The sequence below is a fragment of the Escherichia sp. WS547 genome, from assembly GCF_046486065.1.
GTDB lineage: Bacteria > Pseudomonadota > Gammaproteobacteria > Enterobacterales > Enterobacteriaceae > Escherichia > Escherichia coli.
This window is the reverse complement of record NZ_JBJQMA010000013.1, coordinates 38635-64457: the sequence shown is the minus strand read 5'-3', so window position 1 is coordinate 64457 and position 25823 is coordinate 38635. Positions and strand designations below refer to the sequence as shown.

Annotated in this window: 24 protein-coding genes; 11 read left to right on the top strand and 13 right to left on the bottom strand. The window is 52.1% G+C overall.

The annotated features are described in order from the left end of the window. Positions 1-2 precede the first annotated feature (2 nt). The 6 genes from ACJHWK_RS13390 (at position 3) to aldB (ending at position 8228) form a co-directional block, all read left to right on the top strand. Positions 3-1139: an HlyD family secretion protein gene (locus ACJHWK_RS13390; protein WP_000364939.1), complete on the top strand. Its 1137-nt coding sequence runs from the start codon at positions 3-5 to the stop codon at positions 1137-1139. 70 nt (positions 1140-1209) lie between these two features. After that, complete coding sequence (locus ACJHWK_RS13385; protein WP_000779792.1) at positions 1210-1818, top strand: glutathione S-transferase; 609 nt, start codon at positions 1210-1212, stop codon at positions 1816-1818. Positions 1819-1915: 97 nt separating this feature from the next. Then, positions 1916-3307 carry an L-seryl-tRNA(Sec) selenium transferase gene (gene selA / locus ACJHWK_RS13380; RefSeq protein ID WP_000206240.1) on the top strand — a complete coding sequence of 464 codons (1392 nt, stop codon included), beginning with the start codon at positions 1916-1918 and terminating at the stop codon, positions 3305-3307. Further along, complete coding sequence (gene selB, locus ACJHWK_RS13375) at positions 3304-5148, top strand: selenocysteine-specific translation elongation factor (protein WP_020233168.1); 1845 nt, start codon at positions 3304-3306, stop codon at positions 5146-5148. The genes selA and selB overlap by 4 nt, the downstream gene beginning before the upstream one ends. Positions 5149-5337: 189 nt before the next feature. After that, complete coding sequence (gene yiaY, locus ACJHWK_RS13370; RefSeq protein ID WP_000741508.1) at positions 5338-6489, top strand: L-threonine dehydrogenase; 1152 nt, start codon at positions 5338-5340, stop codon at positions 6487-6489. 200 nt (positions 6490-6689) lie between these two features. Beyond that, positions 6690-8228: an aldehyde dehydrogenase AldB gene (aldB, locus tag ACJHWK_RS13365; protein ID WP_001521595.1), complete on the top strand. Its 1539-nt coding sequence runs from the start codon at positions 6690-6692 to the stop codon at positions 8226-8228. Between the two features lie 218 nt (positions 8229-8446). Here aldB and ACJHWK_RS13360 read toward each other — a convergent pair whose 3' ends face one another. Beyond that, positions 8447-8590 (bottom strand): hypothetical protein, encoded by a 144-nt coding sequence (locus tag ACJHWK_RS13360; protein WP_001039208.1) that lies wholly within the window; start codon positions 8588-8590, stop codon positions 8447-8449. A 181-nt stretch (positions 8591-8771) separates the two neighbouring features. On the opposite strand from ACJHWK_RS13360, the gene ACJHWK_RS13355 reads away from it, so the two are divergent. Continuing rightward, complete coding sequence (locus ACJHWK_RS13355; protein ID WP_000478193.1) at positions 8772-9095, top strand: DUF3302 domain-containing protein; 324 nt, start codon at positions 8772-8774, stop codon at positions 9093-9095. Positions 9096-9100: 5 nt separating this feature from the next. Continuing rightward, positions 9101-10237 (top strand): HlyD family secretion protein, encoded by a 1137-nt coding sequence (locus ACJHWK_RS13350; RefSeq protein ID WP_001521594.1) that lies wholly within the window; start codon positions 9101-9103, stop codon positions 10235-10237. Here the strand turns inward: ACJHWK_RS13350 and ACJHWK_RS13345 are convergent. Then, positions 10234-11208, bottom strand: a complete 975-nt coding sequence (locus ACJHWK_RS13345) for a LysR family transcriptional regulator (RefSeq protein ID WP_000164039.1) — start codon at positions 11206-11208, stop codon at positions 10234-10236. The two genes, ACJHWK_RS13350 and ACJHWK_RS13345, sit on opposite strands and share 4 nt — an antisense overlap. Before the next feature lie 123 nt (positions 11209-11331). Here ACJHWK_RS13345 and ACJHWK_RS13340 point away from each other — a divergent pair, with 123 nt between their 5' ends. After that, complete coding sequence (locus ACJHWK_RS13340) at positions 11332-12072, top strand: MipA/OmpV family protein (RefSeq protein ID WP_000906816.1); 741 nt, start codon at positions 11332-11334, stop codon at positions 12070-12072. Positions 12073-12201: 129 nt separating this feature from the next. On the opposite strand, the gene ACJHWK_RS13335 is transcribed toward ACJHWK_RS13340, so the two are convergent. Together ACJHWK_RS13335 and ACJHWK_RS13330 are read right to left on the bottom strand one after the other, a co-directional pair. Further along, the gene (locus ACJHWK_RS13335) at positions 12202-14172 is read right to left on the bottom strand and encodes a glycoside hydrolase family 127 protein (RefSeq protein WP_001521593.1); all 1971 of its coding nucleotides are present in this window, start codon (positions 14170-14172) and stop codon (positions 12202-12204) included. A 10-nt stretch (positions 14173-14182) separates the two neighbouring features. Next, positions 14183-15583 (bottom strand): MFS transporter, encoded by a 1401-nt coding sequence (locus ACJHWK_RS13330; RefSeq protein ID WP_001521592.1) that lies wholly within the window; start codon positions 15581-15583, stop codon positions 14183-14185. A gap of 225 nt (positions 15584-15808) precedes the next feature. On the opposite strand from ACJHWK_RS13330, the gene ACJHWK_RS13325 reads away from it, so the two are divergent. Continuing rightward, on the top strand, positions 15809-16624 hold the full coding sequence (locus ACJHWK_RS13325; RefSeq protein WP_000891820.1) for an AraC family transcriptional regulator: 816 nt from the start codon (positions 15809-15811) through the stop codon (positions 16622-16624). A 31-nt stretch (positions 16625-16655) separates the two neighbouring features. Here ACJHWK_RS13325 and araD read toward each other — a convergent pair whose 3' ends face one another. The 9 genes from araD to yiaK form a co-directional block, all read right to left on the bottom strand. Further along, a complete protein-coding gene (gene araD, locus ACJHWK_RS13320; protein WP_001521590.1) occupies positions 16656-17351 on the bottom strand; it encodes an L-ribulose-5-phosphate 4-epimerase in 696 nt (231 codons plus the stop codon). Continuing rightward, positions 17345-18205: an L-ribulose-5-phosphate 3-epimerase gene (locus ACJHWK_RS13315; RefSeq protein WP_001361569.1), complete on the bottom strand. Its 861-nt coding sequence runs from the start codon at positions 18203-18205 to the stop codon at positions 17345-17347. The genes araD and ACJHWK_RS13315 overlap by 7 nt, the downstream gene beginning before the upstream one ends. Further along, a complete protein-coding gene (ulaD, locus tag ACJHWK_RS13310; protein WP_001521589.1) occupies positions 18198-18860 on the bottom strand; it encodes a 3-keto-L-gulonate-6-phosphate decarboxylase UlaD in 663 nt (220 codons plus the stop codon). Before ulaD ends, ACJHWK_RS13315 begins: the two co-directional genes overlap by 8 nt. After that, on the bottom strand, positions 18857-20353 hold the full coding sequence (gene lyxK, locus ACJHWK_RS13305) for an L-xylulokinase (RefSeq protein WP_001521587.1): 1497 nt from the start codon (positions 20351-20353) through the stop codon (positions 18857-18859). Before lyxK ends, ulaD begins: the two co-directional genes overlap by 4 nt. Before the next feature lie 3 nt (positions 20354-20356). Continuing rightward, on the bottom strand, positions 20357-21343 hold the full coding sequence (gene yiaO, locus ACJHWK_RS13300) for a 2,3-diketo-L-gulonate TRAP transporter substrate-binding protein YiaO (RefSeq protein ID WP_001521586.1): 987 nt from the start codon (positions 21341-21343) through the stop codon (positions 20357-20359). Positions 21344-21355: 12 nt separating this feature from the next. Next, positions 21356-22633, bottom strand: coding sequence for a 2,3-diketo-L-gulonate TRAP transporter large permease YiaN (yiaN, locus tag ACJHWK_RS13295; RefSeq protein ID WP_000279612.1), 1278 nt, complete (start codon positions 22631-22633; stop codon positions 21356-21358). A 2-nt stretch (positions 22634-22635) separates the two neighbouring features. Then, positions 22636-23109, bottom strand: coding sequence for a 2,3-diketo-L-gulonate TRAP transporter small permease YiaM (yiaM, locus tag ACJHWK_RS13290; RefSeq protein ID WP_000721664.1), 474 nt, complete (start codon positions 23107-23109; stop codon positions 22636-22638). 117 nt (positions 23110-23226) lie between these two features. Then, positions 23227-23694 (bottom strand): YhcH/YjgK/YiaL family protein, encoded by a 468-nt coding sequence (locus ACJHWK_RS13285; RefSeq protein ID WP_001521585.1) that lies wholly within the window; start codon positions 23692-23694, stop codon positions 23227-23229. A gap of 11 nt (positions 23695-23705) precedes the next feature. Then, positions 23706-24704: a 3-dehydro-L-gulonate 2-dehydrogenase gene (gene yiaK / locus ACJHWK_RS13280; protein WP_000869042.1), complete on the bottom strand. Its 999-nt coding sequence runs from the start codon at positions 24702-24704 to the stop codon at positions 23706-23708. 201 nt (positions 24705-24905) lie between these two features. On the opposite strand from yiaK, the gene yiaJ reads away from it, so the two are divergent. After that, the gene (yiaJ, locus tag ACJHWK_RS13275) at positions 24906-25754 is read left to right on the top strand and encodes an IclR family transcriptional regulator YiaJ (RefSeq protein ID WP_000514241.1); all 849 of its coding nucleotides are present in this window, start codon (positions 24906-24908) and stop codon (positions 25752-25754) included. Positions 25755-25823 lie beyond the last annotated feature (69 nt).

Below are 25823 nucleotides of genomic sequence, written 5' to 3'. Positions count from 1 at the left end.
ATATGGATCTATTGATTGTTTTAACTTACGTGGCGCTGGCGTGGGCGGTCTTTAAAATCTTCCGCATTCCGGTGAATCAGTGGACGCTGGCGACGGCGGCGCTGGGAGGCGTGTTTCTGGTGAGTGGTTTGATTTTGTTGATGAACTACAACCACCCTTACACTTTTACCGCGCAAAAGGCAGTGATAGCGATCCCCATCACGCCACAGGTGACGGGAATTGTTACTGAAGTCACCGACAAAAATAATCAGCTTATTCAGAAGGGCGAGGTGCTTTTTAAGCTCGACCCGGTTCGTTACCAGGCGCGAGTTGACAGACTTCAGGCTGACCTGATGACGGCGACGCATAATATAAAGACGCTGCGCGCGCAGCTCACTGAAGCGCAGGCCAACACCACCCAGGTTTCAGCGGAGCGCGACCGTCTGTTTAAAAATTATCAACGTTACCTGAAAGGCAGCCAGGCGGCGGTGAATCCGTTCTCGGAACGTGACATCGACGATGCGCGGCAAAACTTCCTCGCGCAGGACGCGCTGGTGAAAGGCTCGGTGGCGGAGCAGGCGCAGATCCAGAGCCAGCTCGACAGTATGGTTAACGGCGAGCAATCGCAGATTGTGAGCTTAAGAGCGCAACTTACTGAAGCAAAATATAACCTTGAGCAGACTGTCATTCGCGCACCAAGCAATGGCTACGTTACTCAGGTACTGATCCGCCCAGGTACATACGCAGCTGCCTTGCCGCTACGTCCGGTGATGGTTTTCATCCCCGAGCAAAAACGGCAAATTGTCGCCCAATTTCGGCAGAACTCGCTGTTACGTCTGAAACCCGGCGATGATGCGGAAGTGGTGTTTAACGCGCTACCTGGGCAGGTGTTCCACGGCAAACTGACCAGTATTTTACCTGTCGTGCCAGGCGGTTCGTATCAGGCGCAAGGGGTATTGCAATCATTAACGGTCGTGCCCGGCACGGACGGTGTGCTGGGAACCATTGAACTGGACCCCAACGATGATATCGATGCCTTACCCGACGGCATCTACGCCCAGGTGGCGGTTTACTCCGACCATTTCAGCCATGTTTCGGTGATGCGAAAAGTGCTGCTAAGAATGACCAGCTGGATGCATTATCTTTATTTGGATCATTGAGACTTATATCACCTGTGTTTTGCGTGAGCCTGAGCCATACTGATATTTTTCCTCGCACAAAGGACTCGGCATGAAACTCGTCGGTAGCTACACCAGCCCGTTTGTACGCAAACTTTCTATTCTGTTGTTAGAAAAGGGCATAACTTTCGAATTTATTAATGAACTGCCCTATAACGCGGACAACGGCGTGGCGCAATTTAACCCGTTAGGGAAAGTGCCGGTGCTGGTGACCGAAGAGGGCGAATGCTGGTTTGATTCGCCGATCATCGCTGAATATATTGAATTAATGAATGTCGCTCCGGCGATGTTGCCGCGCGATCCGCTGGAGTCGTTGCGGGTGCGCAAAATTGAGGCACTGGCGGATGGCATTATGGATGCCGGGCTGGTATCGGTGCGTGAACAGGCGCGTCCAGCGGCGCAGCAGTCTGAAGATGAATTGTTACGCCAGCGGGAGAAAATCAACCGCAGTCTGGATGTGCTGGAAGGATATCTGGTCGATGGCACACTCAAAACCGATACGGTCAATCTGGCGACTATCGCCATTGCCTGTGCCGTCGGATATCTCAATTTCCGCCGCGTTGCGCCAGGTTGGTGTGTCGACCGCCCACACTTAGTCAAACTGGTCGAAAACCTGTTTAGCCGCGAAAGTTTTGCTCGCACCGAACCGCCAAAGGCTTGATGCGCGATATGTCCTCCTGACCCATCTCACGTTACAATCCGTGGTTATGTTAAACGCCCTTCTCCGTGTGAGAGGGCCTTGATCAGCCAGGTTTCCTATGACAACCGAAACGCGTTCCCTCTATAGTCAACTTCCGGCTATTGATCGCTTATTGCGCGATAGCTCCTTCCTTTCTTTGCGTGATACTTATGGTCACACCCGCGTGGTGGAATTGCTGCGTCAGATGCTTGACGAAGCGCGAGAAGTGATTCGTGATAGCCAGACGCTGCCCGCATGGTGTGAAAACTGGGCGCAAGAAGTCGATGCCCGGTTGACGAAAGAGGCGCAGAGCGCGCTGCGTCCGGTGATCAACCTGACGGGAACCGTGCTGCATACCAATCTTGGGCGAGCTTTACAGGCAGAAGCCGCGGTGGAAGCCGTTGCGCAGGCTATGCGTTCGCCAGTGACCCTCGAGTACGATCTGGACGACGCCGGACGCGGACATCGCGATCGGGCGCTGGCGCAGCTGCTGTGCCGCATTACGGGAGCGGAAGATGCCTGTATCGTCAATAACAATGCGGCGGCGGTATTGTTGATGTTGGCGGCCACTGCCAGTGGGAAAGAGGTGGTGGTATCTCGCGGCGAACTGGTGGAGATTGGCGGCGCGTTTCGTATTCCCGATGTTATGCGTCAGGCAGGCTGCACACTACACGAAGTAGGGACCACCAACCGCACGCACGCGAATGATTATCGTCAGGCGGTGAATGAAAATACCGCACTGTTGATGAAAGTACATACCAGTAACTACAGCATTCAGGGGTTCACCAAAGCGATAGACGAAGCTGAACTGGTGGCGCTTGGCAAAGAACTGGATATTCCCGTGGTGACTGATTTAGGCAGTGGCTCGCTGGTTGATCTTAGCCAGTACGGTTTGCCGAAAGAGCCAATGCCGCAGGAGTTGATTGCGGCGGGCGTCAGTCTGGTGAGCTTCTCCGGCGACAAGTTGTTAGGCGGGCCGCAGGCAGGGATTATCGTTGGTAAAAAAGAGATGATCGCCCGCCTGCAAAGCCACCCGCTGAAGCGTGCATTACGCGCGGATAAAATGACCCTCGCGGCGCTGGAAGCCACGTTGCGTCTTTATTTACACCCTGAAGCTCTGAGTGAAAAATTACCGACCCTGCGCCTGCTTACCCGCAGCGCAGAGGTCATTCAAATCCAGGCACAACGTTTACAGGCTCCCCTTGCCGCACATTACGGCGCGGAGTTTGCGGTACAGGTTATGCCATGTCTTTCGCAGATTGGCAGTGGTTCGCTGCCGGTTGATCGCCTGCCGAGCGCGGCATTAACGTTTACACCCCATGATGGACGCGGTAGCCACCTTGAGTCATTAGCCGCCCGCTGGCGTGAATTGCCAGTGCCGGTGATTGGTCGTATTTATGACGGACGATTGTGGCTGGATTTACGCTGCCTAGAAGATGAGCAACGGTTTTTGGAGATGTTGTTGAAATGATTATTGCGACTGCCGGACACGTTGACCACGGCAAAACAACCTTATTGCAGGCGATTACGGGCGTAAATGCCGACCGTCTGCCGGAAGAAAAAAAGCGCGGCATGACCATCGATCTCGGCTATGCCTACTGGCCGCAGCCGGATGGCCGTGTGCCTGGTTTTATCGACGTACCCGGTCATGAAAAGTTTCTTTCCAACATGCTGGCGGGCGTTGGTGGTATTGATCACGCGCTGTTGGTGGTGGCGTGCGATGACGGCGTGATGGCACAGACTCGTGAGCATCTGGCGATTTTGCAGCTGACCGGTAACCCGATGCTGACAGTGGCGCTGACCAAAGCCGATCGTGTGGACGAAGCGCGTGTTAATGAGGTTGAACGCCAGGTAAAGGAGGTGCTGCGGGAATACGGTTTTGCTGAGGCAAAACTGTTTATCACCGCAGCAACCGAAGGTCGGGGAATTGATGCCCTGCGCGAGCATTTGCTTCAGTTACCAGAACGTGAACACGCCAGCCAACATAGTTTCCGCCTCGCGATCGACCGTGCATTTACCGTAAAAGGTGCCGGGCTGGTCGTCACCGGTACGGCGTTAAGCGGGGAAGTGAAGGTAGGCGATTCACTCTGGCTGACTGGTGTAAATAAACCGATGCGCGTGCGTGCGCTACATGCGCAAAATCAGCCAACAGAAACTGCCCATGCCGGGCAGCGTATCGCGCTTAACATCGCGGGTGATGCGGAAAAAGAGCAGATTAACCGTGGCGACTGGCTGCTTGCCGATGCGCCGCCGGAGCCTTTCACACGGGTGATTGTCGAGCTTCAAACCCATACACCGCTGACCCAGTGGCAGCCGCTGCATATTCACCACGCCGCCAGCCACGTCACGGGACGCGTTTCGCTGCTGGAAGATAACCTTGCCGAGCTGGTGTTCGACACGCCGCTATGGCTGGCGGATAACGATCGCTTGGTGCTGCGCGATATCTCGGCCCGCAACACGCTGGCGGGGGCGCGTGTGGTGATGCTTAACCCGCCGCGTCGCGGTAAGCGTAAGCCGGAATATCTGCAATGGCTGGCGTCTCTTGCACGGGCGCAGAGCGATGCCGATGCGTTATCTGTTCATCTGGAACGCGGAGCGGTTAACCTTGCGGATTTCGCCTGGGCACGGCAGCTCAACGGCGAAGGGATGCGCGAACTGCTGCAACAGCCTGGCTATATTCAGGCTGGTTATAGCTTGTTGAATGCGCCGGTTGCCGCCCGCTGGCAGCGGAAAATTCTCGACACATTAGCGACTTATCATGAGCAACATCGCGATGAACCTGGTCCTGGGCGCGAACGTCTGCGACGTATGGCGTTGCCAATGGAAGATGAAGCGCTGGTACTGTTGCTGATTGAAAAGATGCGCGAAAGCGGCGACATCCTCAGTCATCACGGTTGGCTGCATCTGCCGGATCATAAAGCGGGCTTCAGCGAAGAGCAGCAGGTCATCTGGCAAAAAGCAGAGCCGCTGTTTGGTGACGAACCGTGGTGGGTGCGTGACCTGGCAAAAGAGACGGGAACCGACGAGCAGGCAATGCGCCTGACGCTACGCCAGGCGGCCCAGCAGGGGATAATTACGGCGATCGTTAAAGATCGTTATTACCGTAACGATCGGATTGTCGAATTTGCCAATATGATCCGCGATCTCGATCAGGAATGTGGTTCAACCTGCGCGGCGGATTTCCGCGATCGTTTAGGTGTTGGTCGAAAACTGGCAATTCAAATTCTGGAATATTTTGACCGCATTGGTTTTACGCGTCGTCGGGGAAATGATCATTTATTGCGCGACGCATTATTATTTCCGGAAAAATAAGGAAATGATTAATTAAGTTTTAAAATAAATTAATACAAAATTCTTATGAATTTAAAAAAAGCACATTGTTTAATGAATACAATGTGCTTTTTATTAGATTAATTTTGATAAACAATAATACTGATCATATTTTCGAATGAAAATCCTCAGTAAGCTGCCCGCCCTTTTTTACACTTTCAGGAGTGTGTTATGGCAGCTTCAACCTTTTTTATTCCTTCCGTGAATGTTATTGGTGCTGATTCATTGAATGATGCAATGAATATGATGGCAGATTATGGATTTACCCGTACCTTAATTGTCACTGACAATATGTTAACGAAATTAGGTATGGCGGGTGATGTGCAAAAAGCACTGGAAGAACGCAATATTTTTAGCGTTATTTATGATGGCACCCAACCTAACCCAACCACGGAAAACGTCGCCGCAGGTTTGAAATTACTTAAAGAAAATAATTGCGATAGCGTGATCTCCTTAGGCGGTGGTTCTCCGCACGACTGCGCAAAAGGTATTGCGCTAGTGGCAGCCAATGGCGGCGATATTCGCGATTACGAAGGCGTTGACCGCTCTGCAAAACCGCAGCTGCCGATGATCGCCATCAATACCACGGCGGGTACGGCCTCTGAAATGACCCGTTTCTGCATCATCACTGACGAAGCGCGTCATATCAAAATGGCGATTGTTGATAAACATGTAACTCCGTTGCTTTCTGTCAATGACTCATCTCTGATGGTCGGTATGCCGAAGTCACTGACCGCCGCAACGGGTATGGATGCCTTAACGCACGCTATCGAAGCGTATGTTTCTATTGCCGCCACGCCGATCACTGACGCTTGCGCACTGAAAGCCGTGACCATGATTGCCGAAAACCTGCCGTTAGCCGTTGAAGATGGCAGCAATGCTAAAGCGCGTGAAGCAATGGCTTATGCCCAGTTCCTCGCCGGTATGGCGTTCAATAATGCTTCTCTGGGTTATGTTCATGCGATGGCGCACCAGCTGGGCGGTTTCTACAACCTGCCACACGGTGTATGTAATGCTGTTCTGCTGCCACACGTTCAGGTATTCAATAGCAAAGTCGCTGCAGCACGTCTGCGTGACTGTGCCGCTGCAATGGGCGTGAACGTGACTGGTAAAAACGACGCGGAAGGCGCAGAAGCGTGCATCAATGCCATCCGTGAACTGGCGAAGAAAGTGAATATCCCGGCAGGCCTGCGTGACCTGAACGTGAAAGAAGAGGATTTCGCGGTACTGGCCACCAATGCCCTGAAAGATGCGTGTGGCTTTACTAACCCGATTCAGGCAACTCACGAAGAGATTGTGGCAATTTATCGCGCTGCGATGTAATCATCATTCCCCCAATGGCTGGCTAATTGTCAGCCATTTTTTTAACTATCTCAAAATTTGCGATTTTTGAGAGAGTTTTAGTTATCTCTGTAATCCTTGCCCGTAAATTCGTGATAGCCGTCGTAAAGCTGTTACCGACTGGCGAAGATTTCGCCAGTCACGTCTACCCTTGTTATACCTCACACCGCAAGGAGACGATCATGACCAATAATCCCCCTTCAGCACAGATTAAGCCCGGCGAGTATGGTTTCCCCCTCAAGTTAAAAGCCCGCTACGACAACTTTATTGGCGGCGAATGGGTAGCCCCTGCCGATGGTGAGTATTACCAGAACCTGACGCCGGTGACCGGGCAGCTGCTGTGCGAAGTGGCGTCTTCGGGCAAACGAGACATCGATCTGGCGCTGGATGCTGCGCACAAAGTGAAAGATAAATGGGCGCATACTTCGGTGCAGGATCGCGCGGCGATTCTGTTTAAGATTGCCGATCGGATGGAGCAGAACCTCGAACTGTTAGCGACCGCTGAAACCTGGGATAACGGCAAACCCATTCGCGAAACCAGTGCTGCTGATGTGCCGCTGGCGATTGACCATTTTCGCTATTTTGCCTCGTGTATTCGGGCGCAGGAAGGCGGTATTAGTGAAGTGGATAGCGAAACTGTGGCTTATCACTTCCACGAACCGTTAGGCGTGGTGGGGCAGATTATTCCGTGGAACTTCCCGCTGCTGATGGCGAGCTGGAAAATGGCTCCCGCGCTGGCGGCGGGCAACTGTGTGGTGCTGAAACCCGCACGTCTTACCCCGCTTTCTGTACTGCTGCTAATGGAACTCGTCGGTGATTTACTGCCGCCGGGCGTGGTGAACGTGGTTAACGGCGCTGGTGGGGAAATTGGCGAATATCTGGCGACCTCGAAACGCATCGCCAAAGTGGCGTTTACCGGCTCAACGGAAGTGGGCCAACAAATTATGCAGTACGCCACGCAAAACATTATTCCGGTGACGCTGGAGCTGGGCGGCAAATCCCCAAATATCTTCTTTGCTGATGTGATGGATGAAGAAGATGCCTTTTTCGATAAAGCGCTGGAAGGCTTTGCACTGTTTGCCTTTAACCAGGGCGAAGTTTGCACCTGTCCAAGCCGTGCTTTAGTGCAGGAGTCTATCTACGAACGCTTTATGGAACGCGCCATCCGCCGTGTCGAAAGCATTCGCAGCGGTAACCCGCTCGACAGCGTGACGCAAATGGGGGCGCAGGTTTCTCACGGGCAACTGGAAACCATCCTCAACTACATTGATATCGGTAAAAAAGAGGGCGCAGACGTGCTCACCGGCGGGCGGCGCAAGCTGCTGGAAGGCGAACTGAAAGACGGCTACTACCTCGAACCGACGATTCTGTTTGGTCAGAATAATATGCGCGTGTTCCAGGAAGAAATTTTTGGTCCGGTGCTGGCGGTGACCACCTTCAAAACGATGGAAGAAGCGCTGGAGCTGGCGAACGACACGCAATATGGCCTGGGCGCGGGTGTCTGGAGCCGCAACGGTAATCTGGCCTATAAGATGGGGCGCGGCATTCAGGCTGGGCGCGTGTGGACCAACTGTTATCACGCTTACCCGGCACATGCGGCGTTTGGCGGCTACAAACAGTCGGGCATCGGACGCGAAACCCATAAGATGATGCTTGAGCATTACCAGCAAACCAAGTGCCTGCTGGTGAGCTATTCGGATAAACCGTTGGGGCTGTTCTGATATAAGAAGCTGGTCGCATTGGGTATTCATTGCCTGATGCGACGCTTACGCGTTTTATCATGCCTACGGGGACCTGACCGTAGGCCGGATAAGGCGTACACGCCGCATCCGGCATAAACAAAGCGCACGTTGTTACAATTTACGTTTTAAACCTACGTGCGCAATAACCCAGACTACGCCAACAGAAGTGCGTTTCTGGGGCGTGTTTTGCCAGGAGTTTAATCTCGCGTTTCGATGGTGAGCGGGCGAACCAGGCCATAAATCACCATTGGCGTTCCGAGGCCAATCAGCAATAAACGGTAGATAATTGAAGGTTTAATACGCTTAATCTGCATTGTGGATGTTTTACGGTTTTTATTCATAAATTTGGTCAATAGTTACATTATTTCAATATGATAAGCTTCGACCTGTTGAAAAGCCAGGCACACACTTCAGAAACTATATAAAAAACCATATGTCGTTATATAAATAAGGAAATTGCACTGCATCATGGCATTTAATAATATGCGTTAATTGTTCTTTTTTATATTCTCTGAGGGAAATATGTTCCTGGATTATTTTGCACTGGGAGTGCTTATTTTTGTATTTCTGGTGATCTTCTATGGGATTATTATTTTACATGATATTCCCTACCTGATTGCTAAAAAACGTAATCATCCACATGCCGACGCCATTCATGTTGCTGGTTGGGTAAGTCTTTTTACGTTACATGTTATCTGGCCATTTTTGTGGATTTGGGCCACGCTTTACCGCCCGGAGCGGGGATGGGGAATGCAAAACCATGACTCCTCCGTTGTGCAACTACAACAGCGTATTGCCGGGCTGGAGAAACAGCTCGCCGACATCAAATCCTCTTCTGCCGAGTAATACTTATGGATTTACTGATTATTTTGACCTATGTGGCTTTCGCATGGGCAATGTTTAAGATCTTTAAAATTCCTGTAAATAAATGGACCATTCCCACAGCGGCCCTGGGAGGCATATTTATTGTCAGCGGTCTAATTCTGTTAATGAACTATAACCATCCGTATACCTTTAAAGCGCAAAAAGCGGTTATTTCTATTCCTGTTGTCCCACAGGTGACAGGCGTGGTGATCGAAGTGACGGACAAGAAAAATACGCTGATTAAAAAAGGTGAGGTGCTATTTCGACTGGACCCGACGCGTTATCAGGCTCGGGTGGATCGGCTGATGGCGGATATCGTTACCGCAGAACATAAACAGCGGGCGTTGGGCGCAGAGTTAGATGAGATGGCGGCGAATACTCAGCAGGCAAAGGCCACGCGGGATAAGTTCGCTAAAGAGTATCAGCGTTACGCACGTGGCAGCCAGGCGAAAGTAAACCCGTTTTCAGAACGCGATATCGATGTGGCGCGGCAAAATTATCTGGCGCAGGAAGCCTCCGTGAAGTCATCGGCGGCGGAACAAAAACAGATCCAGAGCCAGCTGGATAGCCTGGTGTTGGGTGAACATTCTCAAATCGCCAGCCTGAAAGCACAGCTCGCGGAAGCAAAATATAACCTTGAGCAGACGATAGTGCGTGCGCCGAGCGATGGTTATGTGACCCAGGTACTGATTCGTCCGGGTACCTATGCCGCGTCGCTGCCGCTACGTCCGGTGATGGTGTTTATACCCGATCAGAAACGACAAATCGTGGCGCAGTTCCGTCAGAACTCCTTGCTGCGACTGGCTCCTGGCGACGATGCGGAAGTGGTGTTTAATGCTCTGCCAGGTAAGGTATTCAGCGGTAAGGTGGCAGCCATTAGTCCAGCCGTTCCCGGCGGAGCTTATCAGTCGACCGGCACCTTACAGACGTTAAACACAGCGCCGGGTTCAGATGGCGTTATCGCGACCATTGAACTGGATGAGCATACTGATTTGAGCGCATTACCAGACGGTATTTACGCCCAGGTGGCGGTCTACTCTGATCATTTCAGCCATGTCTCGGTGATGCGCAAAGTACTGTTACGCATGACCAGCTGGGTGCATTACCTTTATCTCGATCATTAATCTTCGCTTTCCGCCGTTTGTTCAGGCCGCAGTTGCTGCGACTGAGCAAGCTGGTGGCGAATTTCACGCAGCATTTCATCCAGCACATACTGGACCCGCCAGGGCTGGTATTCCCGTTTACGGAAGATAGCCACCAGATCCAGCCACCATTCATACGGGTGCTGAAAGCAGGGCACCAGCGTGCCGTCTTGCAGGTCGCTCTGCACACTTTTGTCTGGCGCAAACACAATCCCCAGGTGATTTCGTGCCAGCTCCAGCGCAGATTGCGTGTTGTCGCAAACGTAATTTCCCTTCACGCGATAATCCCGCACCTCTTTACTCCCGGCGACGTTGAAGCGCCAGATATTCGCGTCGTCGATCATCATCGAGTCGATCAAAATACAGGAGTGATGTTCGAGTTCGTCAGGACGGCTAATGGGATGTTTCTCAAGATAGCGCTGGCTGGCATAAGCGGTTACGGCATATTGGGTAATAAAACTGGCAACCAGCGATTCATCTTTTGGTTGGGCGTAGCTGATTAAAACATCACAATCATCGGGAAATTCGACGCCTTCATAAAAGGCATTACGCTCAAGATTGCAGGTTTTTAGCGATAAGGTGATATCACCGATATCTTTAATTTTATCGATTACATGTTTGGATAAATAGGTAATTATGCCGGTTGGTGCATAGATAGTGACCCGACCACGTTTCTCATGCTTATAATCTGCAATAAAATTATTAAGCTGCTCGTTTCTGTCCAGCATGTCGTTGATGTACGGTAACAGCACGGTGCCAAAAGGTGTGAGCATCAGCTGTCGGGTGGTTCGGTCAAAGACTTTTAAACCCACTTTTGATTCAAAATCAGCAAGATATTTGCTGACGTTGGCCTGTGCGATGCCAAGTACAGTCGCGGCATGGCTGATATTTTCACTGGCAGCGATTACCGAGATAATTTTTAACTCCCGGTACTTAAGTTGTAATTTTGTCATCGCAACAGCCCAATTATATATAATTTTATATATTACTATATAAATATGAATCTTGCACCGGAGAAATTGTAAGCATTACTATGCCGACTCTTTTTTATCTTATTTTAAAATGGAATACCGGACATGTTAATTAACCGCAATATTGTGGCGTTATTTGCGTTGCCTTTTATGGCAAGCGCAACTGCTTCTGAATTATCCATTGGTGCTGGTGCGGCTTATAATGAATCGCCTTATCGCGGTTATAATGAAAATACAAAGGCAATTCCGCTGATTAGTTATGAAGGTGATACTTTTTATGTTCGTCAGACCACGTTAGGTTTTATTCTGTCGCAAAGTGAAAAAAATGAACTTAGCCTGACCGCATCCTGGATGCCGCTGGAATTTGACCCTGCCGATAATGACGATTATGCCATGCAACAGCTTGATAAGCGTGATAGTACGGCTATGGCGGGGGTTGCCTGGTATCACCACGAGCGTTGGGGAACCGTGAAAGCCTCTGCGGCTGCGGACGTTCTGGATAACAGCAACGGCTGGGTGGGGGAGCTATCGGTATTCCACAAAATGCAGATAGGTCGCCTGTCGCTGACACCTGCACTGGGCGTTCTCTATTATGACGAGAATTTCAGTGACTATTACTATGGCATTTCAGAGAGTGAGTCCCGTCGTAGCGGTCTGGCAAGTTATTCCGCGCAGGATGCCTGGGTGCCCTATGTCAGCCTGACGGCAAAATACCCGATAGGAGAGCACGTCGTATTGATGGCGAGCGCAGGATACAGCGAGCTGCCGGAAGAGATTACCGACAGCCCGATGGTTGATCGTAATGAGAGTTTTACCTTTGTCACCGGCGTGAGCTGGCGTTTTTAATTCACCGGTGGATGTCGGTGCGGCTGGCCTACGCTCTCGCACCGACTTGTAGGCCTGATAAGACGTTTTAAGCGTCGCATCAGGCAATGTGCACCCTACGGTGGATGCGGCGCGAGTGCCTTATCCAACCTACGGATGGCAATGCTTTTCCTCATTCACCCAGATCCGCATTTCGCCTTCACCCCGGTTAGCCCAGCTAAACCACGGGATAAACGTCAGAGTTTGCGGCTGGCGTTTGGCTGGCGCGCTGTCGTAATGCCACAGCGGTTGCTGCTCTGGATTGCTCTGTTCATACCGGTAACCCGGTGCCTGGATTAAGATCTTATGGCTGAACAATCCCTTGCCTTCAAAGGTCGTAAATGGCGCATCGGCGGGCAGCCACAGGTTATGTAGTGACTCGCCGTTGTCGGCCTGTTCCAGGCAATACACCAGCGGGCCGCGCTGAATCGCCACTTTTCCGGCGACGTGACGCACCAGCGGGTTACCGTAAACGCGGCGTACCGGCATCGGCAAAGTCAGATTCAGCGTATCGCCCTCCTGCCATTCGCGGGTAATGTGCAAATACCCTTTACGAATATCCTGCCCGACCTCTTCCCCATTCAATATGATCTGCGGCTGTGTGCACCAGTCCGGCAGACGTAAAGCCAGCGTATGACGCACCGGCTGGGGCGATTCAACCGCAATTGTCACCTGTTCCTGCCACGGATAGTTCCCGCTAATCCGCAGGCGCAACGTGCCATTTTCTACCGGCACTTCCATGCTGTTTCCTGCATATATGTTGATATACAACGCATCTTCACGCGGCGTGTAGAGATAATGACCAATCGAGGTCAGTACGCGGGCGATATTTGGCGGACAACAAGCGCAGCCAAACCAACGCTGGCGGATCGGTTTAACGTGATCGTAGATATGGTTGAATTTCAGCGATTTTGGATGTACTTCCAGCGGATTCACATAGAAGAAATGTTTGCCATCCAGTGCCATGCCGCCGAGCACGGTGTTGTACAGTGCGCGCTCCATCACATCGGCATATTGACTGTCGCCTTCCATTTCCAGCATTCGTCGGGCAAACATCATCAGGCCGATGGAGGCGCAACTTTCAGCGTATACCGTGTCATTCGGCAGATCGTAATCGCTGCTGAACGCTTCACCGCTGCTCTGTGAGCCAATGCCGCCGGTAATATATAACTGACGCTGGGCCATATTGTTCCACAGCCGCAGGCAATCCTGACGCTTGCTTTCATCGTGACTTAAACGCGCCAGATGTGCGACGCCAGTCATCAGATATACAAAGCGTACTGCATGTCCGATGGCGGTTTGTTGCTGTGCGATGGGCAAATGCGCCTGGCTGTAGGCTTTATCTTTCACCATCCACGCCGGGCCGTAGGTGTGCCAGTGCGAGGTCTGCCCGCGCTTTTCATATTCCTGGTCGTAATAGTGCGGTTGCGCACCACGCTGTTCGACAAAATAGTTCGTCAGCGCCAGGTAGCGCGGCTCTTCGGTCACTTCATACAGGCGCATTAGCGCCAGTTCAATTTCCGGGTGACCAGGATAACCGTGTAACTTACTTTCACCTGGACCAAATACGCTGTCGATATGATCGGCCAGACGGCAAACCACTTCCAGCAAGCGCCGCTTGCCCGTGGCCTGGAAGAAGGCGACTCCGGCTTCAATCAGATGACCGGCGCAGTAAAGTTCATGACACTCCGCCAGATTGCTCCAGCGTTCTTCGGGCGCTTTTACCGTAAAGTAAGTATTGAGATAGCCATCTTCGCACTGGGCGGAAGCGACCAGTTCGATTACCTCGTCAGCGGTTTTTTCCAGTTCGGCATCCGGCTTCTGGCACAGCGACCAGGCTACCGCTTCCAGCCATTTGGCGACGTCGCTGTCCTGAAACACCATCCCGTAAAATTCACCGTCTTGCAGTCCTGCGGCAATGCGAAAGTTTTCAATCGCATGGCTGGGTTCCGCTTCTGGGATACGATCGTTCAAGGCGTCCCACTGATAAGGAATCACCACATCGCGGACCAGTTGTTGGTACTGACCGAGGAACGGATCGCTGACCGTCAGTTTATGCAGATCGACTTCCGAAATGTTCATCTTGTGCTCCTTAAGGCTGTACATGACGCTGACGCAGGTCGGTAGCAATGCGTGACATCATAGGGTTATTGAGTTTGCAAAAGCGGATCGCCCCTGCCAGCAGCAGGTGGAATAGCGCAGGCAGTAATGTTTCCATCGCCGTGATCCCGCCAAGCGAACTGGTGGTCTGGTTTTCCACGCCTGGCTGGTAGGCGACAAAAATAAACAGCAGGCTGATGATCCCGGCGCTGGAGGCCCAGGCCAGTTTGATGAAAAACAGATTGAAGGCGAAGTTCATGCCGGAAGAACGTACGCGGGTTTTCCACTCGCCGTAGTCATCGGCAAAGGCCATCAATGAGAAGTGCAATGGCAATGTGAAGCCAAGAATCACGCCATTACCGAGGATCACCGCCAGCCACAGCGTTTGATAAGCCGGGCCAGAAGGCAGGAACCACATCAACACCGCCAGCGCGGCGAGGAGCAGGTTGGTGTAGTAGTAAATTTTGACGGTATCGAAACGTCGCGTTAACGGGCTGACAATCACCGAGCCGATAATGGAGGCGAAGGTGACCATGGTGAAGAACAGCGACGTGTAGCCCGTACTGCCTTGTAAGACGTAGGTAATGAAGTACATATACCCACCGCCGCGAATGTTAAAGACGTTAATCAGCAGGAAAGACATGACCAGCATCAGCAGCAGTTGGTCGTTGTTTCGCAGCCCGGCAAGATGTTCGCGCAGGGTAAATTTCCCCATTGTGGAGAGTGGTACCCGTTCACGAACCCAGAAGAAACAGCACAGGAACATCACCACAGCGATGGCGCACAGCACGCCGACGCCCAGTTGATAGCCGCGCGCGGCATTACCCTGACCGAAGAGATCCACCATCCACGGTAAGCCTACCGAAACCAGAAATCCCGCTACGCCGCAGAGAACGAATCGCCAGGACTGGCAGGAGATCACTTCATTGTGGCGGGTGGTCATGGTGTTGATCAGCGCGCAGTACGGCACGTTGATGGCGGTATAACCGACTGAAAGGAGCAGGTAAGTGCCGAACGCCCAGGCGATTTTTACTCCCATGCTGGCATCTGGCACGGTGAACGTCAGGATGCCGATAATGCCGATGGGAATGGCAATCCACAACTGCCACGGACGAAAGCGCCCCCAGCGACTTTGCGTCCGGTCGGCAATGATGCCCATCACCGGGTCGGAGATGGCATCAAACACGCGCAGTGCAATAAACAGCGTGCCGACCAGCGCCGGAGTTAAGCCAAAAACGTCGGTGTAGAAAAAGGTGAGAAAGTTCATGATCAGGCAAGTTATTACGGTGCCGCCTGCGTCACCCAGGCCGTAGCCTATTTTTTCCCGTACAGATAACGCATCGTCAATTTTACCTTTAGCGATATCAGCGGTAGTAATCGGTGTAGAGGTCATAGATATTCCTCGTGAATAGGGAGCAATTTTTAGTTTTATTGCAATGACCTGATTAATTCTGCCGTGAACGGGAATATCAACAAGGCGAGAAAAGAGTAAAAAAAGGTGACGATTCCGACCTGAATTTAAAAGTGTGAATTGGATCAGGTGAAATTAATGTTTTTGATTAATAATCAAAAAGTAATGTGTTTAATCATTAATGAATAAGCGGGAAATTACATATCAATGCTCGAATTATCCATGACGTTACCGATTAAAGTGCAAAATGGTGGATTATTTATTTCCCGTGGCGTAGGGAGGCATCCGGCAAGGCGGCTGGAGTCATGGGAAATTATCTTTGTCGAAAAAGGTCGATTAGCGATTCAGGAAGAAGAGCGGATATTTCTGGTCGATGCGGGAGAGAGTTTATTACTCTGGCCGAACCGACAGCATGTTGGGGTAGAGGATTTTCCCGCCGATCTCAAATTTTACTGGCTGCATTTTGAGGTTAAAGCGCCGGACAACGATCCGCGCTGGCTCACTCATCTTAGCGTGCCGCAACAAACTAAGGTTGCCGATCCGCAGGTGCTGGTGGCCCTGTTTCGCCAGTTCTTAAGCGAACAGGAAAAGCATCAACGCACTCCGGCGCTGGAGTTTATTGTGCTGCTGATTTTGCAGCAGCTCACCCGTGACGCGCGTCTTGATGAACAGGCCGATGGTGCAGGCACCACTCTTGCCTGGAAAGCGCAGAAACTGATTCGCACGCAATATCACCGCCCGCTTTCCACGGCGCTTTTAGCCCGCGAGCTGTACTGCAATGCCGATTATCTTGGGCGCGTCTATCGGCGGGTGTTTCATCTGACGTTAACAGAAGCAATCCACCGCCAGCGGGTGCGCGAAGCCGAAAAGCTGTTAATTAGCGAAGCGCGATCACTCACGGAAGTGGCGGCGTTGTGCGGGTTTAATGACGTCGGCTATTTCCGGCAGATTTTTCGCAAACACACCGGCTTAACGCCAGCTGCGTGGAAGCGACGTTACAGCAAGGAACATATCAATTCGTAGTGCCGGGGCAATGAAGCCCCGGCGTGAGGGATTACTGCCCGTAATAGGCATTGGCCCCATGTTTACGCAGGTAGTGCTTATCCAGCAGTTCGTTTTGCATCGCAGGGAGCTGCGGTGCAAGCTGGCGCGAGAACAGGCCCATATAGGCGCACTCTTCCAGCACCACGGCGTTATGCACTGCATCGGCGGCGTTTTTTCCCCAGGCGAACGGGCCGTGAGAATGCACCAGTACAGCCGGGATTTGTGCCGGGTTCAACCCACGTTCTTCGAAGGTTTTAATGATCACTTCGCCGGTCTGGTATTCATACTCGCCGTTGATCTCCTCTGCGGTCATCTGTCGCGTGCAGGGGATGGCACCATAGAAGTAATCAGCGTGCGTGGTGCCCCAGGCGGGGAGATCCAGCCCGGCCTGCGACCAGATGGTGGCGTGGCGCGAGTGGGTATGCACAATACCGCCAATTTCGGCATAGCGACGGTAAAGCGCCAGATGCGTTGGCGTGTCGGACGAGGGTTTTTTTCTGCCTTCCACCACCTTACCGGTGGCTATCTCAACCACTACCATATCGTCGGCGGTCATCACGTTGTACTCGACGCCGGAAGGTTTGATTACCATCCATTGCCGCGTGTCGTCTACCGCGCTGACATTGCCCCAGGTGAACGTCACCAGATGGTGAGCGGGAAGCGCCAGATTCGCCGCCAGCACGTCGGCTTTTAGTTGCTCTAACATATAAATCCGGCCTCCTGCATACGCGCTTCAATCCAGCGCCGCGCCTGAATAATCTCCAGCACCGGCTCTTTGGCTTTTTCGGTCCACATCTCAATCAGAAATGATCCGCGATAGTTCAGTTCATGCAGCGTTTTGAAGATGCCAACGAAATCGACGCAGCCTTCGCCAAACGGCACATCACGGAACTGTCCGGGGCTTTGCTCGGTCACTGGCTGGGTGTCTTTCAGGTGGATCGCGGCGATACGGTCAATGCCCAGTTTCAGTTCGGCGGGAACATCATTGCCCCAGGCGCTGAGGTTGCCGACGTCCGGGTAGACGGTGAACCACGGCGAGGCGAGCATCTCGTCCCATTTTTTCCATTTGCTGATGGAGTTCATAAACGCGGTATCCATAATCTCCACCGCCAGCATGACTTGTGATGCCGCCGCCTGTTCGACTGCCCACGCCAGCCCTTCAGCAAAACGTTGTTGGGTGCCTTCGTCGTGGTCTTCGTAATAGACGTCATAACCTGCCAGCTGAATGGTGCGAATGCCGAGATCGCGCGCCAGGCGAATCGCTTTACTCATGATTTCCCGCGCCCGTTCGCGCACTGCCTCGTCCCGGCTGCCAAAGGGAAAACGACGATGGGCAGACAGGCACATTGACGGAATGGCAACACCCGTTTCGATCATCGCAGTGACCAGCGAAGCACGTTGTGCGGCGCTCCAGTCAAGACGTGAGAGCCGTTCGTCGGTTTCATCCACCGACATTTCGACAAAATCAAAGCCACAGCTTTTTGCCAGCACCAGCCGCTCCGGCCAGGAGAGATCTTTCGCCAGCGCTTTTTCATAAATCCCTAACGGATGATTACGCACGCTTGCCTCCCCAGATAGCGTCGATTTGCGCATGGAAATCGCCAGCCACCTGCACCGGATTTGCTGCGCCTGCCAGCGCCCGTCCGGCAATAAACGCCTTTACGCGGATATCTTTAAACAGTGGCAGATCAGCAGGAGTAATACCGCCGGTAATGGAAAGCTCAAGGCCGATATCGGAAAGCGCCTTCATGCGTGCAAGATCGGCTTCGCCCCACTGTTGCCCGCTGGCTTGCGCGTCGCGACCGCGATGATAAATCGCCTGCCGCACGCCAATACGATGCCAGTCGCGGGCGTCGTCCAGCGTCCAGTTACCGAACAGCTCTATCTGAATTTCACCGCCGCAGCGTTGCGCCATCGCGTGGCCTTTTTCCACCGTCGCGAGCGGTGCGGCGCAGATGATGGTCATCCAGTTAGCACCTGCGGTAAATGCTTGTTGAGCGAGCGTTTCACCGGCATCGGCGACCTTCCAGTCAGCGACGATGAGTTTGTTCGGGCACTGTTCGCGCAAGGCTTTTACCGCGCCAAGCCCTTCGTTTAAACAGAGAATGGTGCCCGCTTCGACGATATCGACGCTGTCTTTTAACTGCATCACGTCGCGCTGTGCGTCTTCAAGTGATGAGTGGTCGAGGGCCAGTTGCAGAAGTGGTCGGCTCATAATGTGTGCTCCTTGATGCGGGCGTGAAAGCCCTGAAGTGCGGCAATGAGATGCTGATAGCGTTGGTATTTTTGTTGGTAAAGCTGATGGGCGGTCATATCCGGCAGCAGGGTGCGTACCGGGTGCTGTAAATCACCTTGGGCTTCGCTGAAATCGCGATAAACTCCGGTGCCGACGCGGGCGGCAAGTGCCGCACCAAAGCAGCCGGTTTCTTCCACCTGCGGCAGTTCGATACGCAGCCCGCTGACGTCCGCCAGCATTTGCATCCAGACATCGGAATGCGCCGGGCCGCCAGTGACGCGCAGGGTGTGCACATCAGTAAAACGTTCGCGCATCCGGTTGAGATGGGTCATATGGCTGAACACTACGCCTTCATAAATGGCCTGCAACAGGTGTGCGCGGGTGTGAATGGCCTGCATCCCGTAGAAACCGCTGGTCATCTCGAGTCCGGCGTTGCTGCCGTACAGGAACGGCAGGAAAAAGAGATCGCCACCGGCTTTCGGCAAGCTGGCAACGGCCTGGTTGATCTCATCAAACGAGATTTCTCCCCACTGTGCGGTAAACCATTCGAGGTTGCCGGAAGAGGTGGGGCTGGCTTCATGAACGATAAATTCACCGTCGTTAACGTAGCGACCATAGACATACGGATGCGCTTCACCGTCACGCAAACCGCAGGTTATGCCGCTGGTCACCGCCCAGGTGCCCATTACCGCATTGAGGGTAAATTCGTCTTCGATCCCGGCGCAGAGTGCGGTGGAAACCACATCAAACAGGCCGCCGACAACGGGCGTACCCGCTTTCAGACCGGTCAGTACGGCTGTCTGAGCGGTGATCTCACCGCAGATTTCGGCAGATCCGACAACAGGCGGCAGGGCGTGGTTGATTTCAGCGATCCCAAGCCAGTCGGTGAGGCACGGGTCATATTCCCCAAGACTCATGTTGTAGAGATTGGACTCGGAAATATTGCTCTCTTCGCAGCCTTTGACGCCGGTTAAACACCAGCGCAGGTAGTCGTGCGTCATCATCACGCAGCCAATTTGCGCGTAGCGTTCTGGTTCGTGCTCTTTCAGCCAGCGTAACAGCGACACCGGATGCCCGGTCCACAAGGTTTGTCGGGTCAGCGGGTAGAGTTTTTCCGGGATGCCATCTTCCTGCCAGCGACGAACGATTTCCATCGCCCGGCGGTCTGAGGACAAAATGGCGTTACCGAGCGGCTTGTTGTTTTTATCCAGCAAAAACAAGCCCTTTCCCTGTGCGGAGATACCGATACCCACTATTTGTTCCCCGCTAACGCCGGAATGGGTAAGCAGGGCGCGAATGACAGCCATGCAGCATTGCCACAGTTCTGCCATATCGCGCTCTGCCCAGCCTGGCTGCGGGCTTAATGCGCACAGAGGCAGGCGCTGCACGCCTGCCTCCCGGCCTTCGCGGTCATACAGCCCGGCTTTCAGCCAGCTACCGCCACAATCTAACCCCAGCCAGTATTGCGTCATGGTTTATTGCACCTCATCCACAGCTTTCAGCAGATCAGCACCCTGCGGAACATCTTTAACAAACATGTCGCGGACCTGATTACCCAGTGCGTCGCTAAAGGCTTTGCGGTCGAGATCGGTGATGACTTCCACGCCCGCTTCTTTCATGCCATCGATGATTTTTTGCTGATCTTCAGCAACCAGTTTGCGCTGATAGTTACCCGCTTCTTGTGCAGATGAAACTAGCGCCTGCTGGAACTCCGGGCTTAAGCCATCAAACTTCGCTTTGTTGATCACCACCAGAAGTGGCGAATAGGCGTGGTGCGTCAGAGAAAGGTACTTCTGTACTTCGAAAAATTTTGCTGACCAGACGACGTTGATCGGGTGTTCCTGAGCGTCGATAGTGCGCGTTTCCAGCCCGGTATAGACTTCGGCAAACGGCATCGGGATCGGGTTAGCGCCAAAGACTTTGAATGCGGCGATATTCATCGGGCTATTGTTAGTGCGAATTTTCAGCCCTTTCAGGTCGGCGGGGGTTTTAACCGGTGCGCGCGAGTTGGTGACATCGCGCCAGCCGTTTTCCCAGTAGGCCAGTACTTTTAGTCCTTTACCTTCAAGGGAGGCTTTCAGATCATCACCGACTTTGCCGTCGAGCGTTTTATGCGCGTGAGCGGTATCGCGGAACAGGAAAGGGACATCAAGCAAGTTCATCACTGGTGATAACCCGGCAAAGTTATTCGAGCCGGACATTTCCATATCGATGGTGCCGCCACGTACGCCGCTGATCATCGCCTGCGCGTTACCGAGAGTGCTGTCCGGGAACAGTTTTAATTTCAGCTCGCCTTTGGTTCTCTCCTGCAATAAATCATTGAATTTTTTCGCCGCAATATGTTGCGAGTCGGTTTGTGAGGTTTCATAACCGAAACGTAAAGATTGTGCCGCCAGTGAAGATGTACTGAATGCAGCCAGGCCAGCAATGAATAATGCGTAGGTTACAGAGCGTAATTTCATAATATTTTCCTTTTAATTAATCCATTTCAAAGGGAGGATGATGAGATCGGGAATAAAAACAAATACGACTAATAATGAATATAAAACCAGGACGTAAGGGAAAACGCCTCTGACTGCATCATCGAATTTGAGTTTTGCCACCCCTGAAATAACGTTAAGCACATTACCGATAGGCGGTGTAATTAAGCCGATTGAGCAGTTAATGATAAACATGACACCGAAATAAATCGGATCGATTCCTGCCTCTTTAACTAAAGGCATTAATACCGGGGTAAGAATTAATACCGTCGGCGTTAAATCCATGACCATGCCGACAATCAGGATAGCCACCATAATGACGATAAACAGCAGACGCGGTGAATCGACCAGCGGTTGCAGTAAATCAGAAACCATCATCGGCAGTTCAGCAATGGTGATCAGCCAGGCGGAAACTTGTGCCGAGGCCACCAGAAACATCACCACTGAGGTCGTTTTCGCTGCGCCAATGAGCACATGCCAAAGTGTGGCGAAGGTCATTTCACGGTAAATAACTGTGGCGACAAACAGCGCATAGAAAGCAGCAACGGCCCCGGCTTCGGTAGGGGTAAACAGACCGGAGCGAAACCCGCCAATAATGATGACTGGAAGAAACAGCGCCCAGATACCGGAGACAAAAGAGTGCCAGATTTCCTGCATCGTTGCTTTTTGCTGGCGGGGTAAATTAAGGCGACTGGCCTGCCACCACCAGGTAAGCATCAGCGTTGCGCCCATCATCATGCCAGGGGCAATGCCCGCCATAAACAGCTTACTGATGGATAATCCGCTGGAAACGCCGAAAATAATAAACGGAATGGAAGGGGGAATAATTGGCGCGATAATGCCGCCAGAGGCAATCAGCCCCGCCGCCCGGTTGACCGGGTAGTTGGCGCTGCGCATCATCGGCACCAGTAGAGCGGCAACGGCGGCGGTATCCGCAACGGCAGAACCAGAAAGGCTTGCCATAATCATAGCCGCCAGCACGCCGACGTAGCCCAGCCCGCCTGGTTTATGCCCCACCAGTTTCATCGGCAGGTCAACAATGCGTTTTGACAAGCCGCCCGCATTCATGATTTCACCCGCCAGCACAAAGAACGGAATCGCCAGCAGGGAGAAGCTGTCGGCTCCGTTCACCAGCGTTTGTGCCATGATCTGGACATCAAACATCTCCAGCCAGAACATTAACGCCGCCCCGCACAACAACAGTGCCCAGGCAATAGGCAAACCGATAGCAATACCACCCAACAGACAGCCCAGAAAAATCAGCACAGCCATGATTAAGCTCCTTGCGGTGGCGACGTTAGAGAATTGCTACGCGTGATGAGTTGATATAAATGACGCAGTTCAAAGAATGCGATAACGAGGCTGGTGGGCAGACAAGCGGCATACATCAGGCCGATGGGCAAACCGAGGATCGGTGAATAATCGCTCCAGTCCTGAATTGTTTTTAGCGTTGCGCCCCAGGCCAGTGCGCCACAAATAAATAAGATTAAGGAATGGGTAACCAGAGCGACTCGTCGCTGCCATGCGGGGGAGAGTTTCTCCACCAGAAAGGTGACCTGAACGTGGGCGTTATCCATAAAAGCCACAATCGCGCCAATAAATGTTAACCAGACAAATAAATAACGTGACAATTCATCTACAGATAAAATGCTTGTCTGAAAACCATATCTTAAAATAATGTTTATAAACACAATACAGGAAAGTACGGCGAGATTAATCGCCAGTATTGCTTCAAGTATTTTTTTCATAGCTATTCCTTGAGGCTATGTTTGTCATAATTCAAGTTGCATGTGCAGCAACCTAAATTATTAATATAGTTAGAGCGATAACATTACCCAGGCGTTCTGGCGTAGACGATTATTCGATTAATTCAGCGCTGTTAATGCGACTTTAACCACAATTTTTCGTATCTCAGAGGCTGTTTGCAGAATACAACCTGGTCGATGAACATCCTGCGGGAAGAAAATAACGTAGCTGCCCGGTATCATTTCTATAAATGATTCATGTTCACTATCGTGATAAAAAATAATATCGCGCTGCTCTAATAGTGATTCGCTGACTTTATTGTTTCCCGTATCAATGGCAATGCCAATTTTCTCTTCACCCCACGCCAGAAACTGAATATCGATATACCCACAATGCACTTCCGGACGGTTTTCCACCGCTTCGCGTGTGGTTAAATCGATAATTTGCGCATAAATATTCTTGCCGTCGATTTCGACAACGCCCGGTTCCAGGGCGTTGAAATCGGTAGCGCGCAGAAAATCGAGCCCCTTTTCAATGGCGGCAGGCAAACGGCACGGGTCAGGCTGCGCGATATGTCCAAAAATCATGACTTATCTCCTCATAACGCCTGGATTTTGGCCCACACGCTGTCATCAACGGTGATGCCGTTACGGCGGTTTTCGGCCAGCAGGGTAGTAAATTCGTGGCCGGGTAAGCGGATGGCCTGGTTTTCGTCAGCGCGTTCAGCGGTAGTAACGTAATCCATGATGCGTTGCAGCTTGGCATCGCGGGTGGGGCCGTCGATCAATTTATCCACTTCGATGGCGATAAAGATTTGCGAAACGCCGTATTCGTCGCTGTTGTCCTGGGTGACTTCGGCAACCGATGCGCCGTCGGAAAGGAGAGTGGCGATCATATCCAGCACAATCGACATGCCAGAACCTTTCCAGTAGCCCATCGGCAAAATGCGGCGATTCTTCTCGATAACGCCAGGTTCTTTGGTCAAATTGCCCTCATCATCAAAGCCACCATCGACCGGGAGCTGACGGCCTGCCAGACGGTTAACTTCTAACATGCCGTAAGAGAACATCGACATCGACATATCGACCATGGTGATTGGGGTAGAAGGAATGGCGACGATCAGCGGGTTGGTGCCGATGCGACACTCTTTTGCGCCCCACGGCGGCATTACGGCGATGGAGTTGGTCCAGCAAATGCCAATATAGCCTTTTTCCGCCGCCTGCCAGCCGTAGCTGCCGCCGCGCATCCAGTGGTTGGCATTACGTAGAGCCACCAGACCAATACCGTGATCGGCAGCCAGTTCGATGGCGCGATCCATCATCTTTTTCGCTGTCAGGTTACCGATCGAACGCTGGGCGTCCCACTGTTCAATTGCGCCGAGGCTGGTTATACGTTTGGGTTGGGCATCAGGAATGATATCGCCGTTTTCCAGTTGTTGAATGAAACGAGGGAAACGGTTGACGCCGTGAGAATAAACGCCGGATTCGGTGGTGCGGGCGAACATCTCGGCACAGGCATCAGCCGTTTCGCTGTCAACGCCGCGTGAAATTAAGACTCGATTAAAGGCTGCTTTTAACTGCTCAAATGTCACTTTCATCCCTGGCTTCCTTGTTTTTTTTGATCGCTTTTTTGGCTTAAAATTTCAATATGCGAAATCTGATTTCAAATATATCGATCGCTTTTTAACAAAGCAATCTGATTGATTAATTTCAAAAAACTTAAAAATCAAGTGGTTATAAATTATCTGTCGAGATCGTGAACTACGACACACTTTGCGCTACCATCAGGACGCGACAAAATGGGGAAAGAAGTGATGGGAAAAAAAGAGAACGAGATGGCGCAGGAAAAAGAGCGTCCAGCCGGAAGCCAGAGTCTGTTTCGCGGGTTGATGCTGATTGAGATTTTGAGCAACTATCCAAACGGTTGTCCGTTGGCGCATCTTTCGGAACTGGCTGGTTTAAATAAGAGTACCGTCCATCGCTTATTGCAGGGATTACAGTCCTGCGGCTATGTGACCACCGCGCCCGCCGCAGGGAGTTACCGCCTGACTACCAAATTTATTGCCGTCGGGCAGAAGGCGCTGTCTTCGCTGAATATCATTCATATCGCCGCTCCGCATCTTGAGGCACTGAACATCGCCACTGGTGAAACCATTAACTTCTCCAGCCGCGAAGACGATCACGCTATTTTGATTTATAAGCTGGAACCCACAACCGGGATGCTGCGAACCCGTGCCTATATAGGCCAGCATATGCCGCTCTACTGTTCCGCAATGGGCAAGATCTACATGGCGTTTGGTCACCCGGACTACGTGAAGTCATACTGGGAAAGCCATCAGCATGAGATCCAGCCGTTAACCCGCAATACCATTACCGAGCTGCCCGCGATGTTCGACGAACTGGCGCACATTCGTGAAAGCGGAGCGGCGATGGACAGAGAAGAAAACGAACTCGGCGTCTCTTGTATTGCTGTTCCGGTGTTTGATATTCATGGGCGGGTGCCGTACGCCGTGTCGATTTCTCTTTCGACATCACGTCTGAAACAGGTGGGGGAGAAAAATCTCCTGAAACCACTGCGTGAAACCGCGCAGGCTATTTCTAATGAACTGGGATTTACTGTCAGGGACGACCAGGGCGCGATCACATAACGCTTTGGACAAGTGCCAAAACTTTAACATTTCCTTCGTTGGATCAAAGCAGTAGAGACGCGCTCTCTG